This window comes from Haloleucobacter albus (assembly GCF_052492075.1).
Genome location: NZ_JBQWAS010000023.1, coordinates 138,570 through 155,140, shown reverse-complemented (window position 1 = coordinate 155,140; position 16,571 = coordinate 138,570). Strand labels below are relative to the sequence as shown.

Annotated in this window: 10 protein-coding genes; 3 read left to right on the top strand and 7 right to left on the bottom strand. The window is 61.9% G+C overall.

Features of this window, described 5'->3' with window-relative positions:
* Positions 1-52: 52 nt before the first annotated feature.
* The 6 genes from mltG to ACT6QH_RS07205 form a co-directional block, all read right to left on the bottom strand.
* Entirely contained in the window at positions 53-1,225 is a 1,173-nt protein-coding gene (gene mltG / locus ACT6QH_RS07230; protein WP_444974140.1) for an endolytic transglycosylase MltG, read from the bottom strand.
* Between the two features lie 115 nt (positions 1,226-1,340).
* Positions 1,341-2,603 carry a beta-ketoacyl-ACP synthase II gene (gene fabF, locus ACT6QH_RS07225; protein WP_444974139.1) on the bottom strand — a complete coding sequence of 421 codons (1,263 nt, stop codon included), beginning with the start codon at positions 2,601-2,603 and terminating at the stop codon, positions 1,341-1,343.
* Positions 2,604-2,766: 163 nt separating this feature from the next.
* Positions 2,767-3,003 carry an acyl carrier protein gene (locus ACT6QH_RS07220; RefSeq protein ID WP_238121842.1) on the bottom strand — a complete coding sequence of 79 codons (237 nt, stop codon included), beginning with the start codon at positions 3,001-3,003 and terminating at the stop codon, positions 2,767-2,769.
* Positions 3,004-3,333: 330 nt separating this feature from the next.
* The gene (gene fabG / locus ACT6QH_RS07215; RefSeq protein ID WP_444974138.1) at positions 3,334-4,077 is read right to left on the bottom strand and encodes a 3-oxoacyl-[acyl-carrier-protein] reductase; all 744 of its coding nucleotides are present in this window, start codon (positions 4,075-4,077) and stop codon (positions 3,334-3,336) included.
* Between the two features lie 204 nt (positions 4,078-4,281).
* Positions 4,282-5,253 (bottom strand): ACP S-malonyltransferase, encoded by a 972-nt coding sequence (fabD, locus tag ACT6QH_RS07210; RefSeq protein WP_444974137.1) that lies wholly within the window; start codon positions 5,251-5,253, stop codon positions 4,282-4,284.
* Positions 5,254-5,428: 175 nt separating this feature from the next.
* Positions 5,429-6,454 (bottom strand): polysaccharide deacetylase family protein, encoded by a 1,026-nt coding sequence (locus tag ACT6QH_RS07205; protein ID WP_444974136.1) that lies wholly within the window; start codon positions 6,452-6,454, stop codon positions 5,429-5,431.
* 386 nt (positions 6,455-6,840) lie between these two features.
* Here ACT6QH_RS07205 and ACT6QH_RS07200 point away from each other — a divergent pair, with 386 nt between their 5' ends.
* Together ACT6QH_RS07200 and ACT6QH_RS07195 are read left to right on the top strand one after the other, a co-directional pair.
* Positions 6,841-7,614 carry an SDR family NAD(P)-dependent oxidoreductase gene (locus ACT6QH_RS07200; protein ID WP_444974135.1) on the top strand — a complete coding sequence of 258 codons (774 nt, stop codon included), beginning with the start codon at positions 6,841-6,843 and terminating at the stop codon, positions 7,612-7,614.
* Between the two features lie 50 nt (positions 7,615-7,664).
* The gene (locus ACT6QH_RS07195; protein ID WP_444974134.1) at positions 7,665-8,039 is read left to right on the top strand and encodes a dihydroneopterin aldolase; all 375 of its coding nucleotides are present in this window, start codon (positions 7,665-7,667) and stop codon (positions 8,037-8,039) included.
* Positions 8,040-8,533: 494 nt separating this feature from the next.
* Here ACT6QH_RS07195 and ACT6QH_RS07190 read toward each other — a convergent pair whose 3' ends face one another.
* Positions 8,534-11,035 (bottom strand): FAD-dependent oxidoreductase, encoded by a 2,502-nt coding sequence (locus ACT6QH_RS07190; protein WP_444974133.1) that lies wholly within the window; start codon positions 11,033-11,035, stop codon positions 8,534-8,536.
* A gap of 588 nt (positions 11,036-11,623) precedes the next feature.
* Here ACT6QH_RS07190 and ACT6QH_RS07185 point away from each other — a divergent pair.
* Positions 11,624-16,516, top strand: coding sequence for an NAD-glutamate dehydrogenase (locus tag ACT6QH_RS07185; protein ID WP_444974132.1), 4,893 nt, complete (start codon positions 11,624-11,626; stop codon positions 16,514-16,516).
* The last annotated feature ends 55 nt before the right edge of the window (positions 16,517-16,571 follow it).

The window sequence follows — 16,571 nt, the reverse complement described above, 5'->3', positions numbered from 1 at the left end:
ATGGGACTGAGCGTCCATTGTTTTCACGGGCGGATACAAATCGCCCGCCTCCTCATTTGTCGGAAGTACCTGCCCCAGTCTTTCGGGCAGCCTCTATCGCCCGCCAACGTGCGACATTGCGGTTGTGCTGTGCAAGCGTTTCTGCAAAAGCGTGCCCCCCGGTGCCATCGGCAACGAAGAACAGGGCCTTGGTGCTGGCGGGTTGCACCACTGCGGCCAGCGCATCACGACCCGGATTGCTGATCGGGCCGGGCGGCAAGCCATCAATCGTGTAGGTATTATAGGCGGTAGGCGTGGAAATATCCTTGCGGCTGATCGAGCGGCCAAGGCTGCCCTTGCCCCCGACAATGCCATAAATGATCGTCGGATCAGATTGGAGACGCATACCGCGCTTCAGCCGGTTGACAAACACAGCCGCAACCTCCGGCCGTTCTCCCGCAACGCCGGTTTCCTTCTCCACGATGGAAGCCAGCGTCACCATCTCCTGAGGTGTACGCAGCGGCAGGCCGGGATTGCGCTTGGCCCAGAGCTGCTTCACCAGCTCCTGCTGTTCCTGCGCCATCGTCTTCAGCAGCGCTTCGCGGGACATGCCGCGATGCACCTTGTAGGTCTCAGGCAGCAGCGTACCTTCACGCGGCACATTGGGGTGGCCTGTCAGCAGATCATTCTCCATCAGGCGCGCCACGATCTGCTCGCTGGTGAGGCCTTCGGGAATGGTAATCTGATGCAGAATGACCTTGCCGGATGCCAGCGTATCAATCACGCCTGTGACAGACTGGCCGGGCGTGAACAGATATTCACCGGCCTGCATCTTGGCTTGAGGGCGCAGTAACTTCTGAGCACCGACGAACACGGCCCAGTTGTCGATAACGCCTTCCTGCTCCAGAAGCTCGGCAATATCGCGAATGCCATGGCCACGCGGAATATTGACGGTTTTCTCCGTCGCCAGCGGGCCTCGCTCATTCACCATGCGTTCGCCATACCAGGCGGCGACGCCGCCACCCAGAAGAAGCAAAAGAAGGAAGGTGAAAATGCCACTGCCAATGGTCACAGCCGGGTGTCGCGCCGAGCGTGACGGCTTGCGACGGGACTTCGCCGCCTTTTTGGCACCGGGCCGAGCCGGTTCGTGCGCGTCATTGTGCGAATCGGCTTGTTCGCCGACGGCTGATTCGGACTCCGGCTTCTCGCCACCCTGCCCGGATGCAGAGCTGTCAGGTTTCGTCATGGCCGGCCCTCCGCACGGGAATGATGAAGATGCTTGCCCCCAACGATGCTCACCTTCCGCCCCACACCCAGCCCGGCCGGATCATCCGACCCGCCCGGACATGATGTGATACGGCTCAGGCCGCGTAGCGCCGGAAGATCAGGGACGCATTGGTGCCACCGAAACCAAAGGAATTGGACAATACGGTGTCAATCTTGCGCTCCTGGGCCTTCAGAGGCACCAGATCCAGCGGGGTATCGACCGACGGATTCTCAAGATTGAGCGTCGCCGGTGCCATCTGATCGCGGATGGCGAGCACGGAGAAGATGGCTTCCACAGCCCCGGCAGCACCCAGAAGGTGACCGATGGAAGATTTGGTGGAAGACATGGCGGTTTTACCCGCCGCATTGCCGAGCAATCGCTCAACAGCCTTCAGTTCGATCTCATCAGCCATGGTGGAGGTGCCATGGGCATTGATGTAATCAATCTCGTCAGCGCCAAGACCCGCCCGCTTCAATGCCGCGGACATGCAGCGATAAGCGCCGTCGCCATCCATGGACGGAGCGGTGATGTGATAGGCATCACCGGAAAGGCCATAACCAACCAGCTCAGCGTAAATCTTCGCGCCGCGCGCCTTGGCGTGTTCCAGCTCTTCGAGCACCACGATGCCAGCGCCTTCGCCCATCACGAAGCCATCACGATCCCGATCATAGGGACGCGAGGCACGGGTGGGTTCATCATTGAAAGCGGTGCAGAGCGCCTTGCAGGCGGCAAAGCCGGCAATAGCCAGACGGTTCAGCGGCGATTCGGTTCCACCGGCCACCATCACATCGGCATCGCCCAGAGCGATCAGACGCCCAGCATCACCAATGGCGTGCGCTCCAGTGGAGCAGGCGGTCACCACGGCGTGATTCGGCCCCTTCAGGCCGTGCGCGATGGAGACATAGCCGCCGGCCAGATTGATGAGACGACCAGGGATGAAAAAGGGAGAAATACGGCGCGGGCCGCGCTCTTTCAGGATGAGGGATGACTCGGCAATCCCCTCGATACCACCGATACCGGAACCGATAAGAACGCCGGAGGTGATCTGGTCTTCATATGATTCGGGATGCCACCCGGCATCATCCAGCGCCTGGGACGCCGCAGCCATGGCATAGACGATAAACTCGTCAACCTTGCGCTGTTCCTTGGCTTCCATCCATTGATCGGGATTATAGGTTCCATCGGAACCATCCCCGCGCGGAATCGGCGCTGCAATCTTGCAGGCCAGGTCCGACACATCAAAGCTGGTGATGCTCTTCACGCCGCTTTCGCCGGCCAGCAGGCGGCGCCAGCTGGTCTCGACCCCGCAACCGAGGGGCGTCACCATCCCGAGACCGGTGACGACGACACGTCTCATAACAAAAACTCCGGCAAGCGATCGAAGAACACCCGATCGTAGAACGCACGATCCGACACGCCACCCGCCTTGCGGGCTGCCCTGTCCGGCGCACCAGACCCATCAGCGACAACGGTCGCGGACGCAGAGCGCCACGCGACCGTCGTGTCAGGAAATGTCAGGCTCAAGCCGCGTTCTTTTCCAGGAACTTGATCGCGTCGCCGACAGTCAGAATGGTCTCGGCGGCGTCGTCCGGGATCTCGCAGTTGAAGGCTTCCTCGAAAGCCATCACGAGCTCGACGGTGTCGAGGCTGTCGGCGCCGAGATCGTCGATGAAGGAGGCAGCGTCCGTCACCTTTTCAGGTTCCACGCCAAGATGCTCCGCGACAATCTTCTTCACCCGCTCGGCGATGTCACTCATCGATGCAACCCTCGTTATAATCGGATAATCCCGTTGCCATTTGGCAGTCCGGAGTGGGCATAAAGGCTTTTTCGCCTCGTGCCCAGCCCCCTCTCGCCGGTTCCACGTCCGTACTCTCGCACGCGCTTTTGCGCAACCACCTGTCGTGTCCCACAAAGCAACAATCCATTGTTGAAAAGATTGCTGCAACGCAAACACATCACAGGCTGGATACTTCAGATAGCACGTCGATTCCAGACTGGTCGAGCGGCTCGTTAGCACACTCCCGCCGACATGGCCAGCAATGCACGCATCACGCCGGCTCCAGAACGGGCCGAAACCCGTCTGGAATCAGATCATGGCCATGCCGCCATTCACATGCAGGGTCTGGCCTGTCACATAGCCAGCCTCGTCAGAAGCCAGGAAGACGGCAGCCGTCGCAATATCATCCGGCGTCCCCAGCTTTGCGGCAGGAACAGCCTTCAGAATGGCTTCGCGCTGCTTGTCATTCAGGGCGTCCGTCATCGGCGTGGCGATGAAGCCGGGGGCGATGCAGTTCACAGTCACCCCGCGTGAGGCCACTTCCTGCGCCAGAGACTTGGACATGCCGATCATGCCGGCCTTGGCGGCGGCATAATTGCCCTGCCCGGCATTGCCGGTGACACCCACGATGGAGGTGATGTTGATGATGCGCCCGGAACGACGCCGCATCATGAGTCGCACGGCCGCACGAGACAGCCGGAAAGCAGCGGTGAGATTCACCTTGATGACATCATCCCATGCCTCATCCGTCAGGCGCATGAAGATGTTGTCGCGGGTGATTCCCGCATTGTTCACCAGAATGTCGATATGGCCGCCCAAGGCCTCCTCGGCAGCCGGCACCAGCGCCTCGACATCATCCGTAGAGGACAGATTGCAGGGCTGCACCACAACCCGCTCGCCACCCAGCTCGCTGGCCAGCGCTTCCAGCGCTTCGCGACGCGTGCCGGAAATGGCCACAGTCGCCCCCTGGGCGTGCAGCGCCCGGGCGATAGCTCCACCAATGCCGCCGGTTGCCCCGGTGACAAGAGCGGTCTTGCCGGTCAGATCAAACATGAAAACTCCCAGTTTTCGTTTCTCTCGCCACCGCAGCAGCGCAATCTGTGCATAACCGCCCAACGGGCGGCCTCCCCACCTGAGCGGAGACATGCGGAACTCTCTTCTGCCCGCCATGCGAACAGGGGGCAAGGCCCCTGTCCGCAGGCAGCTCAGCAATGAACAGGCCGCGCCATCACCATTGCGACAGAATCATCTACGACATCACCCCTGACGGGCGGCAATAAAGGCGGCGACATCATCCGCCGTGCCAACAGCCGTGGTGCCGATCTTGCGGTCAATCCGCCGCGCCAGCCCACACAGCACCTTGCCGGCACCCACTTCCACCATGCGGCTTACGCCAGCGCCAGCCATATAGGCCACGCTTTCACGCCAGCGCACGGTACCCGTCACCTGCTCCACCAGCAGCCGCACGATTTCCGCCGGATCTTCCACCGGGGCGGCCCGCACATTGGCCACCAGCGGCACCACCGGAGCATGCACCGTAGCCTCGGCCAGCGCCTTCGCCATCGCCTCGGCAGCCGGAGCCATCAGACGACAATGGAAGGGGGCAGACACCGGCAGAAGAACCGCCTTCATCGCTCCCTTTTCCTTGGCGATCTCAATGGCCCGCTCGACTGCCGCGCGAGAGCCGGAAACCACCACCTGACCGGGTGCATTGTCGTTCGCGGCCTCGCACACCTCATCCTGAGCGGCTTCGGCAGCGACAGCGACGGCCTGCTCATAATCCAGCCCCAGCAGGGCGGCCATGGCCCCCTCGCCAACCGGAACGGCCTGCTGCATGGCGCTGCCGCGAATGCGCAGCAAACGCGCGGCATCCGCCACGGAAAGCGCGCCAGCCGCCGCCAAAGCGGAATATTCACCCAGAGAATGGCCCGCTACGAAAGCAGCATCCCGTGACAGATCCAGCCCGGCCTCGCTCTGCAACACCCGCATGGCGGCCAGAGAAACAGCCATCAGGGCCGGCTGGGCATTGGCGGTGAGCGTGAGTTCCTCAGCCGGGCCATCCCACATCACACGGGTGAGTTTTTCACCCAGAGCGGAATCCACCTCTTCAAACACGGCCTTGGCGACAGGGAAGTTGTCGGCCAGTGTCTTGCCCATGCCCACAGCCTGACTGCCCTGACCGGGGAAAATAAAGGCAGTTTGCGACCCGGAACGGGTATCATCGCTCATCAACGAGCCTCCAATGCGAGATTTTGATGAGCGCAGTGACATTGGCCGGCAGGGGTGTCAAGGCCACGAGGCCACAAGCGAGCGCGACGTCATGTGCCACGCATCCGCTCAGCACATCCGCGCAGCACATGGCCCGACAGACCTTCCCGCCAACGTCCTTCTTGTCTGCACGGCCTCAATACAGGCCAATGCCCCCCGCGACAGGCTTATGGTGGCCCGTATGCGTCGTGCTTGCCGCAGCAGAGCGACGAGGCTTGCCGCCGGATGATTGCTCGAACGCATTGGAAGCCACATGCACCCGGCCCGGCTGATCCTGCGCGATCAGCTCGGAAACCGTTGCAAAGCGGTACCCCTTGGCCAACATTGTATCCAGCAGCTCCGGCATGGCGGCCACGCTTGTGGCGTGAATATCATGCAGCAGAATGATGCTGCCGGGCCGGGCCTTGGCCAGAATGCGCTCACGCACAGTCTTGGCGTTCCGGTTTTTCCAGTCCAGCGGATCAACGGACCAATAGACGAAGGTCAGCCCATATTTCTGTTCGAGATGCGACCGCAGAGCCGGCGTCATGGCACCATAAGGCGGGCGCAGATAACGCGGCTTCTTGCCTGTGGCCCGCTCAATGGCGGCACTGGCGTCGGCAATTTGCTTATCGGCGGCAGCCCGGCTGATCTTCGGGAGCTGCGGATGATTCCATGAGTGATTGCCGATCTCATGCCCCTCGGCGATCATACGGCGCAGCAGGGCCGGATTTTCCGCCGCGCGCGTGCCCAGCACGAAGAAGGTGGCATGCACACCGCGCGCCTTCAGCATATCCAGCAGCTTCGGCGTGGTCGCGGGGTTCGGGCCGTCATCAAAGGTGAGCGCAACCACCTTCTCTCCAACCGAAACCGATGAGTAAGAACGTTTCAGCGGCCCGGCCGGAGCGGAAGACGCTTTTGTTCGCGAGGGCTTGTCCGGCTTCGGCGCGTTCGGCTCCGAGCTGGCCATGGCGGTGTCGGCTGAAGCGGGCCGAGCCCCACCGGAAGATATATTGCTGGTGGAAGCGACGGGCGGCGGTGCGAAGGGAGAAGCGCTTGCGGCCTGCTGCGCAAGGGCGGCGCGCACGCCAAGCCCCCCGACATCCAGCGCACCGGCGCTCAGCAGCCCCACACTCAGCAGCCCGGCCCGCATCCAACCCGAACGGGTGAAGCCTGACGACATGATTGTTCTGAAAATCACGATTGACCCGTCCTGTTCCTGCGCCAAGGCTGCCTCAGCCACATACGACCGCCCATCGGCAACCGGCCACCCGCAATTTGTGCTGTGTGGCCATGCTGTTTGGATGACAGCCCCCTGTTCCCGCGGAGAACCGGCGCTTTCGGCGGGTCTCGCATCAAAACATCTCACTGGTGCGCCGCAGCCTGCCGCAGCGCAAGAGCCACATTCAGCGCCCCTGCTTATCGAAGGGAAATGTGATGTCCACAAGGCAGCTATCCGCTTGTAGCCAAGAATGAAACAGCTCACATTGAGCATATGCGTCAAATTGACACATCATCAAGTTTGGACGCAGATATAGAGCCCTCCAGCCGGCCACGATAAGAGAACGCATGAAAGCGGAACGCAGATCAGTGCTGGTGACCGGCGGCGCCGAGCGTATTGGCCGGGAGCTGTGCCTCGGCCTGGCTGGCCAAGGCTGGCATGTCCTGATTCATTACAATCGGTCGGAAGCGCCGGCACAGGATCTGGCCGGGGCCATCAGCAAGATGGGCGGCATGGCGGACATTCTGCAAGCCGACTTCTCAAGGCTGGAACAGGTGGATGAGCTGGCCGAAAATGCCGCCGCCTGCGCGGCGCGGCGCGGCGCGCGGCTGGCCGCGCTGGTCAACAATGCCTCCCGGTTTCAGTATGACACACTGAACAGCATGAGCGCGGAAGGGTTTGACGCCCATATTGCCGTCAATCTGCGTGCGCCGCTCTTTCTCAGCCGGCGCGCAGCCCGGCTTATGCAAGAAGCGGGCGGCTGCATCATCAATATTCTGGATAACAAGATCCACGCGCCAAACCCGGATTATTTCACATATACAGTCGCCAAACTGGCCTTGTCCGCCATGACAGGGTCGCTGGCGCTGGCGGTTGCGCCCCATGTGCGGGTGTGCGGCATTGCGCCCGGCATTACCCTGCCCAGCGGCGTGCAAAGCGATGCCGATTTCGAAAAGGCCCACAAGGCCAACCCGCTTCATCAGGGGTGCACGCCTGCACAGCTGGTGGATGCGGTGCGTTTCATTCTGGACACGCCCGCCCTGACAGGACAAACCATTGTTATTGATGGTGGCCAGTCCCTCGTCAATCCGGGGCGCGACGTGGCCTTCATTCCCCTGTAATGCACAGGCCATCCGTGTCGGGAGTTGGTCCCATCCGTCAAGATACTTCCATGGTGATCCGCCAGCACAGCCTCTGCCTTGAGAATTTCGAGGTCGATGCGTCCATCGGCATTCACGCGCATGAAAAGCAGCGCCATCAGCGCCTGCTCATTTCCGTACGCCTTATGCTGAACCCGCAATTGCTGGCGCATGGGGACGATATTTCCACTACGGTGGATTATGATTTTCTGCGCACGGGCATCAAGGCGTTGCTCGCGCGCGGCCATTACAATCTCCAGGAAACGCTGGTGCACGATATTCTGGCCCTGTGCGGCACACGGGCAGGCGTGGTGCGGGCGATCGTCAGCTCGAGCAAGACCGAGGCTTACGAAGATTGCGCCTGTGTGGGCTATGAGGCCGAAGCCGAATTTACCCCAACCGCCTGACGCCCCCTCCCGCCGCAGGCAAGGCGAGACAGCGGACAGAGCAACTTTGCGGATCTGCCCGCAGCTTTTGCGTGCGCGCTTGCAGATGGCCAGCGTCCATCATGCCGGAACCACGCATCTCGGGATAAAAGAACTGGCGAAAGAGCCCGTTCAGCGCCTTCCGGCACATGCCATGGAAAGAGCTGAACGGACCGGATGGCGCCGTGGGGGGGATACCATCCGGCCCGCCTCCCCCATGCCGGTCAGGGCTTGGCATGGGTAACATCAGACGCGCACAGGATAAGGCAGGAAGACTGGCTCATCCGCGCCCGCTTGGGGCACGCCTGCTGGGCTTTCAGTTCAGCTGCGGAATTTTTAGCGAGACGAAACTGAATGAACAAGCAAGAGATATGCAGTTCAAAATCAACTTTTCGTTAGAAACGCCGCCCCTCAGGGCGGCGACTGCAATTTGTGTTCTTCATTTCATGCAAGATGCGCAAAGCATAACATGTTCATTATTTTTGGGCGAGCGCTTTCTTTACCGCTGCGTAGCCTTCTTTCTGATTGGCACAGATGGCGACATCAGAAAAATCATAGTCCTTCGTGGCATGCTCACCCGGCCGCCCCTCCCGCACGAAACGCGTGATGGAGCCTGCCGCGCTTTGTCCCATAAGCTGGATATAGACCGGGAGGCGCTTGACGCGCGCCCGCTCATCTTCTTCCAGGCGGCTCGTCATGAAACCGATGAGACGACGATAAGTATCAACCTTTTCACGATGATACAGATCATTGTGCACACGCTCTGAATAAACAATCTCATCACGCCGTGCGAGCACCTCGGCCATACTGTCTGGCAGTTCCCGCTGGCCCGAAAACAGATCCACAATGAAGACCCGCTTGCCATCCGGCCCGCAGCGTTCCAGCACCATATCCAGCGGCGAGTTCGAGATAATGCCGCCATCCCAGTAAAACTGCCCGTCAATCTCCGTCCAGGAGAAACCCGGCGGCAGGCTGCCGCTGGCGATGATGTGATCGGCCGTGAGATCATCCACATAGCTGTCGAACACCACCTGCCGGGCCGTGGTGACATCAACGGCGTTCACCAGCAGGCGCACCGGGCTGTTCTTCAGCGCCCTGAAATCCACATAGCTGTTCAGCAAACGCCGCATCGGGGCCGTGTCATAGAAGCTGGTCCAGTGCATGGGCCACAGATCCGGCGTCAGCGGAGGGGTAAACCAGCGCGGCGAAAAGAAATTGGGCACACCCATGGTCAGCACACGCCCGGCCGCGATCCAGCGGCGCACATCATCGGTCATCATGGGCGGCGTATTCACGGTCAGGTCCGCCCAGAAACTTTCCAGCGCCTCGGTGGCATGGTGCGGATGAGCCGCAATGATGGCCCCGTTCAGCGCCCCGATCGACACGCCCGCCACGATATCCGGGAAGATTCCCTCTTCCTCCAGCGCCTTCACCACCCCGCATTCAAACGCCCCCATGGCACCACCGCCCTGCAACAGCAAGGCGGTTTGCGGGGGGATCTGATCCAGCACGAAATCCGGCTCCCGCAGCCGGGAGAGGGTATCTCCCAGCGCCACACGATAGCGGATCAACCCTTCGGCCACGCGGGTTTCATCCACCGGGCGCCCGACTGAGAACAGGGCACGCGGCACATCCCCCTTCAGATAGAAAAGGGCGTAATCCCCCCCGTCCAGAGAGCCGCGCTCCACCCAATGGTCTGCATCTTCCGGCGCGCCCAGCACATTGAAGCCGATATCTCCCACTTCACAGAAGAAGTAGGAGACTTCATCATACGGCATGCGCCGGCCCAGCATGTTGCGCGCGGCAATGCGGCCTTGCTTGAGCGCATTATCCCAATGCTCGATATGGCGCTGACGCGCAAAGACAGGATCGTAAAATGTGGTGACGTCCCCGGCGGCGAACACGCCCGGCGCGCTGGTGCGCAACAGCGAATCGACCATCACATAGCCATTGGAGAGCTTGATGTCGCTGCCTTCCAGAAAGGACGTGGCCGGAGACACCCCGATGCTCACCACCATAAGGTCACAGGGCAGACGCGCCCCGGATGAGGTCTCCACAGCTTCCACCCGCCCCGGCTCGCCTTCTGGCAGCCCGGCCGTTCCATGCACCTCGCGCACGGTTTCATTCAGCAGCACCCGCGCCCCACGCGATTCGGCATAGGCACGGAAATATGTGGAGAGCCGCTCCGCCTCCAGATGACGCAGCAGCACCGGCCCCTGTTCAATGATGGTGACCTGAAGCCCCGCCTCCAGCAACGCCATGGCAATTTCCATACCCAGAAAACTGCCACCCAGCACCACCGCGTGGCGCGCCGGCCCCATGGCAGCGCGGATGGAACTGGCGTCATTCATGTCGCGCAGGGTGAAAACGCCGGGCAAATGGGCACCTGGCACCCGCAATGGCTTGGGGGTGCCGCCAGTCGCGATCATCAACTGGCCATAGCTGATGGTGCCGCCGGCCGCAGTGGTGATGATCTTCGCCCGGCTGTTCACCGTCACCACGCGGGTGCCGAGGGCCAGATCAATCCGCTGCTCTTCGTAAAATGTTTCCGGATGAATGAAGACCTGCCCGGAAGGCTTCTCCCCCAACAGCACACGCTTCGAGAGTGCGGGATGGTGATAGGGCGGCACCATTTCCGCAGAAATCAGCAGAATGGACCCTTCCGCGCCCTCGCTGCGCAAGGTGGCGGCGGCGGCGGCGCTCGCCATGCCGCCGCCCAGCAGCACGAAATCGGCATGTCTGTCCGCACGGGGCACAGGCAGATCGGCGACGTCCTCCTCTGGCGTCAGGGACGCATCATGCTTGTCGGCCTCCTGCCCGGAGAAGGCGGAAGCCGGCAGAAAGGTTTCCGGCAGCCCAGCCTCCAGAGAAGGGACATCATGCTCAGGCATATCCGGCGCAGCGCCAGCCGGCTTCACTCGGGAAGGCTGTTCCGGGGCGGAACCATCAGCGGCCGTTTTCCGAACATCTTCCGTCATTATGCCTCTCCCCTTCGCAGCCCGACAGTTCGAGGCTCATCCATACCCCCGCCGCGTGAAATATTTTTCGCAACTGCACAAGCTGTGAACATCCTTTGCCAGGAGGATGTCCGCTGCAAGCCCACGCCACACATCCGCCCTCAATCCCACGTCAAACCCAGCTGCGCAATACAGGCGGCAAGGGCTGTTCTCACACCAGAAAGAGACGGGATACAGCGCAAAATGCACAATATTCCGCACTTATTTTACAAAAATCCCCATCGCAAAAGAGGCGCAATACTGCATCGCACACCATAGGCGCGCCATATTGCAGCGCACACATCACCTTATTGCACTTACAATGCCGCAGATATGCCTGACACAAGGCGCACGATTTTCGCAAGCGGCCTCTATTTTGTCCTTTTCTTCCAATTTATTCCACTTCATCTTGAAGCAGAGAGGCGCTCCGCGTCATTTTTATGTCGTGACAGCCCGTCATGTCCTGCCTGCACCCGCCATACAGCCCTGTCATGAGGCCGTGGCAGGATAGCGGCACAGGCAGGCAACACAGCTGAGAAGCGCACGCGCGAAATTTGGGGGACAAGGGCCATGACCATTCACGGTTTTCCTGAAGTCGATACGAGCCAGAGCATCGCAACGCGCATCAGCGAAGTCCGCGCCCTGCTGGCACAGGAAGCCGCCGTCGGCGAGGCCCGCTCCGTGGGCGGCATCGCGCCGGCGCACAAGCCGGTGCCCAACACCTTCACCCACACCTTCCTTGCGGCCATGGCGCCGGAAGATCTGCTGCCCCTTTCCGTCCCCATGCTTGCCGCCATGATCCGCTCGGCCTGGCAGCATGTCACAACCCATCGGCCCGGCAGCATTGATATCCGCCTGCACACCCCCCAACCCGACCCCTCATCGGATATCAGCGGCACCATCACCGTCATTGAGGCCGTGAATGATGACATGGCCTTTCTGTTCGATTCCGTGGTCGCGGCTATCGCCGCGCGTGGCATCGAGCTGAAACTCGCGGCCCATCCCATCCTGCATGTGGAACGCAACGCACAGGGCCAGGTTCTGAATGTGAAGGAACCGCCCCGCGCCAATCAGGAACCCTCAGGCCGGCGCGAAAGTCTCATTCATCTGCACATTCCGGCCATCTCCGCCGCCGAAGGCGCACAGCTCAAGGCCGAGATTGCAGAGACCCTGACAGATGTTCGCGCCGCCAATGAAGATTTCCGGGCCATGCATGAGCAGGTTCAGGAACTGGCCCAGCGCTACCGTGCCGGCGAAAAGGGCGTGGAGCCCGCCGAGGCCCGCGAGGCGGCCGATCTGCTTTCCTGGCTGGCTCAGGACAATTTCATCTTTCTCGGCCTGCGTCATTACGAGATCGACAATGATGGCGGCCTGCTGGAGCTGCCGACAACCGGCCTGGGCGTGCTGCGCGACCCCTCCGTGCACGAACTGCGCCTGGGGGATATTCCGGTGGTGACCACGCCGGAAATCCGCGCCTTTCTGGCCTCGCCCCAGCCCCTGCTCTTCACCAAGGCCAGCCTGCGCTCCCGCGTGCACCGGCGCGGCACCATGGATTATGTGGGCATCAAAACCCATGACAAGGCAGGCCGCCTCACCGGCGAAATCCATGTCATCGGCCTGCTCACCGCCAGCGCCTACACCCATTCCGTGTGGCAAATTCCCTATCTGCGCCTGAAGGCCGACGCCGTGATGAAGGCCGCCGGACTGGAACCGGACAGCCATTCTGCCCGCGCTTTGGCAACCGCGCTGGAAACCTATCCACGCGATGACCTCTTCCAGATCGACAGCGAAACCCTGCTGACTCATTCGCGCGAAATTCTCTCCCTTTATGATCGTCCGCGCGTACGTCTGCTGCTGCGGCAGGACAGGTTTGATCGCTTCGTTTCAGCGCTGGTCTATGTGCCGCATGACCGCTTCGATATCGCGGTGCGGTCCCGCATCGGCGAGATTCTGTCCAAGGCGTTTGGCGGCCGCGTCACCTCCTTTGCTGAATCCTATCTGGCCGGGGTGCCGCTTACCCGCGTGCATGTCATCATCGGCCGCAATGCCGGCAGCATTCCAGATGTGGACCGCGCCACGCTTGAAGCCGATATCGCCGACGCCACCTTCTCCTGGAGCGACCGGCTCAGCCAGGCCATCATCTCCAACCCCGTCCTCAACAAGGACCGCATGACCGCGCTGCAACAGCGCTATGCCAATGCCTTTGGCGCGGGCTATATCAGCACATTCGACGTGGAAACCGCGCTTGCAGATATTGAGCAGCTGGAGCGCCTGAATCCGGGGCGCCCCATCGCCATTGCCTTCTATCGCAGAGACAACGACCCGGAGACCCGCATCTCCCTGCGCCTGCTCTCCCATGGCGAACCGCTGCCGCTGTCCACCCGCGTGCCCATGCTGGAAAATATGGGGCTGCGGGCCATCAATGAGCGCACCTTCCGCATCACCCCCGCAAATGAGGAGCGCTGCTGGCTCCATGACATGACGCTGGAACGCGCCGATGGCGGCTCCATCGCCATCACCGGCGCAGCCGAGCGGCTCGAAGACTGCCTGAACGCCGTTTTGCGCGGCGAAGCGGAAAATGATGGCTTCAACGCACTGGTTTCCGATGCCAGCCTCTCCTGGCGCGAAGCGGCGATGGTGCGCACGCTGGGCCGCTATCTGCGGCAGGTCGGCATCCCCTTCTCACAGGATTATCTGTGGGCCACACTGGGCCGGCATGAGGAACTGACCCGCCTCATCGTGGCGCTGTTCCACGCCCGTTTTGACCCCACACTGAATGGCCGCGATGAAGCGCGCGCCGAACGCGAAGCGCCCCTGCGCGCCGCGCTGGAAGAAGGGCTTGCCGCTGTCTCCAGCCTTGATGAGGACCGCATTCTGCGGCATTTCATCAATCTGGTGGACGCCACCCTGCGCACCAGCTTCTATCAATGCAATGATGAGGGCGGCCCGCGCGAGGCCATCGCCATCAAGATGGAAAGTGCGAAGGTGGATGGCCTGCCATTGCCCCGCCCGCTCTATGAAGTGTTCGTCTATTCCCCCCGTGTGGAAGGCGTACATCTGCGCTTTGGCAAGGTGGCCCGCGGCGGCCTGCGCTGGTCGGATCGCCCGCAGGATTTCCGTACCGAAATTCTGGGGCTCGTAAAGGCTCAGCAGGTGAAGAACGCCGTGATCGTGCCGGTGGGCGCGAAGGGCGGCTTCGTACCCAAATGCCTGCCTGCGGGCGGCAGCCGTGAGGCGGTGCAGGCCGAAGGACGCGCTGCTTATGAGGTGTTCATCTCCGCCCTGCTGGATCTGGCCGACAATCTGAAGGACGGCGCAGTGGTCCATCCGGCACATACGGTGCGTCTGGATGGCGATGACCCCTATCTCGTGGTGGCAGCGGACAAGGGCACCGCCACCTTCTCCGACACCGCCAATGCGCTCTCGCAACGCCATGGCTTCTGGCTGGATGACGCCTTCGCCTCCGGCGGCTCGGTGGGCTATGACCACAAGGCCATGGGCATCACCGCCCGCGGTGCGTGGGAGGCCGTGAAGCGACACTTCCGTGAAATGGATATCGACATCCAGACCCAGCCGGTTACGGTGGTGGGTGTGGGTGACATGTCGGGCGATGTGTTCGGCAATGGCATGTTGCTGTCGTCCGCCATCAAGCTGGTGGCGGCCTTCGACCATCGCCACATCTTCCTTGATCCGAACCCCGATCCGGCCGCCTCCCATGCCGAGCGTCAGCGCCTGTTCGACATGCCGCGCTCATCCTGGGCCGAATATAATGCCACGCTGATCTCCGAAGGCGGTGGCGTGTTCCCGCGCGATGCCAAGAGCATTCCGCTCTCCCAGCAGATGCAGGGGGTTCTGGGCCTGCATCGCGCGAAGGTGACGCCCGCAGAACTCATCAGCGCCATTCTGAAGGCTCCGGCGGATCTGCTCTTTTTCGGCGGCATCGGCACCTATATCCGCGCCACGGCGGAGAATGATGCCCAGGTGGGTGACCGTGCCAATGACGCCATCCGCATTTCCGCCGCCGAGCTGAATGTGAAGGTGATCGGCGAAGGTGCCAATCTGGGCGTGACCCAGCGCGGGCGCATCGAGGCCGCGCGTCGCGGGGTGCGCCTCAATACGGACGCCATCGACAATTCAGCCGGTGTGAACACCTCGGACGTGGAGGTGAACATCAAGATCGCCCTGTCTCACCCGCTGGCACAGGGCAAGATCACCATGGCCGAACGCGCCGCCCTGCTGAAAGAGATGACCCCGGAAGTCGCCCGGCTGGTGCTGCGCAACAACTATCTCCAAACCCTCGCCATCTCCCTGGCTGAACGGCTGGGTGCCGATGACCTGCCCTTCCAGCAGCGCATGATGCAGCTTCTGGAAGTGGAAGGCGCGCTGGACCGGCAGGTGGAAGCCCTGCCTTCCGATACCGAGATTGCCGACCGGCGCAGCCGGGGCGAGCACCTCACCCGGCCGGAACTGTCGGTGCTGCTGGCCTATGGCAAGCTCACGCTCAATGCCGCGCTGGTGGCCTCCAATGTGCCGGATGACCCCTATCTGGCGCGCCAGCTCATCACTTACTTCCCGAAGGAACTCCAGCAGCGCTTCCCCGAGGCGATTCACGAACACCGCCTGCATCGTGAGATCATCGCCACGGGCCTCTCCAACGCCATCATCAACCTGTGTGGCCCGGCCAGCCTGGCCCGCATCGCCGACCAGACCGGGGCGGACGCCGCAGCGCTGGCCCGCGCCTTCGCGGCCGTGCGCGACAGCTATGATCTGACCGGCCTGAAGATGGAAGTGGACGCGCTTGACAACAAGGTGAGCGGGGCGGTGCAACTGGCGCTCTACGCCACAGTGCAGGAACTGGCCGTGAGCCGCATCGTGTGGTTCCTCGGCAATGTCTCCTTCTCCGATGGCATCGCCACGGTGGTGGATTGCTACCGGGCCAGCATTGGTGCGGTCATGTCCGCACTGGATGACAGCCTGCCCGAGAGTTACCACACCGCCCGGCAGGAAAGGATTGCCGAACTGATGGCCGAGCAGGTGCCGGAATCCCTGGCCCGGCGCATCGGCTCCATAAAGGCGCTGGCGGCGGCCGCCGATATTGCCCATCTGGCGCAGAGCACGGGGCGGCCCATTCCCGATGTTGCCCGTACCTTCTTCGCCGTGGTGGGCTATTTCGGGGTTGGCGATATCATGGCCCAGGCCGGCAATATCAGCGCACCGGATTATTATGACCGTCTGGCGCTGGACCGTTCCGCAGCCCAGTTGGAAACCTTCCTGCGGCGCTTCACCGGGCAGGTTCTGGCTCATGGCAGCTCGGGCCAGCGCGGCCTTGCCGCTTATGTGGAAGCCCATCGCGATGAGGTGGAGCGGATGCACAACACCATCAGCAACATTGTGGCTTCCGGCCTCACCCTCTCCAAGATGACGCTGGCTGCCAGCCTTCTGGGAGATCTGGTGCACGAATAGGCCCGGCGCGCCAATCACTTGCATGCAAAAGAAAACGGGGCGGCACTTCCATGCC

Bases quoted from the DNA above. Each gene is read 5' to 3' on its own strand.
- ACT6QH_RS07200 (WP_444974135.1), top strand. From the start codon at position 6,841: ATGAAAGCGGAACGCAGATCAGTGCTGGTGACCGGCGGCGCCGAGCGT.
- ACT6QH_RS07190 (WP_444974133.1), bottom strand. From the start codon at position 11,035: ATGACGGAAGATGTTCGGAAAACGGCCGCTGATGGTTCCGCCCCGGAA.
- ACT6QH_RS07185 (WP_444974132.1), top strand. From the start codon at position 11,624: ATGACCATTCACGGTTTTCCTGAAGTCGATACGAGCCAGAGCATCGCA.
- fabD (WP_444974137.1), bottom strand. From the start codon at position 5,253: ATGAGCGATGATACCCGTTCCGGGTCGCAAACTGCCTTTATTTTCCCC.
- ACT6QH_RS07220 (WP_238121842.1), bottom strand. From the start codon at position 3,003: ATGAGTGACATCGCCGAGCGGGTGAAGAAGATTGTCGCGGAGCATCTT.
- mltG (WP_444974140.1), bottom strand. From the start codon at position 1,225: ATGACGAAACCTGACAGCTCTGCATCCGGGCAGGGTGGCGAGAAGCCG.
- fabF (WP_444974139.1), bottom strand. From the start codon at position 2,603: ATGAGACGTGTCGTCGTCACCGGTCTCGGGATGGTGACGCCCCTCGGT.
- ACT6QH_RS07205 (WP_444974136.1), bottom strand. From the start codon at position 6,454: ATGTCGTCAGGCTTCACCCGTTCGGGTTGGATGCGGGCCGGGCTGCTG.
- fabG (WP_444974138.1), bottom strand. From the start codon at position 4,077: ATGTTTGATCTGACCGGCAAGACCGCTCTTGTCACCGGGGCAACCGGC.
- ACT6QH_RS07195 (WP_444974134.1), top strand. From the start codon at position 7,665: ATGGTGATCCGCCAGCACAGCCTCTGCCTTGAGAATTTCGAGGTCGAT.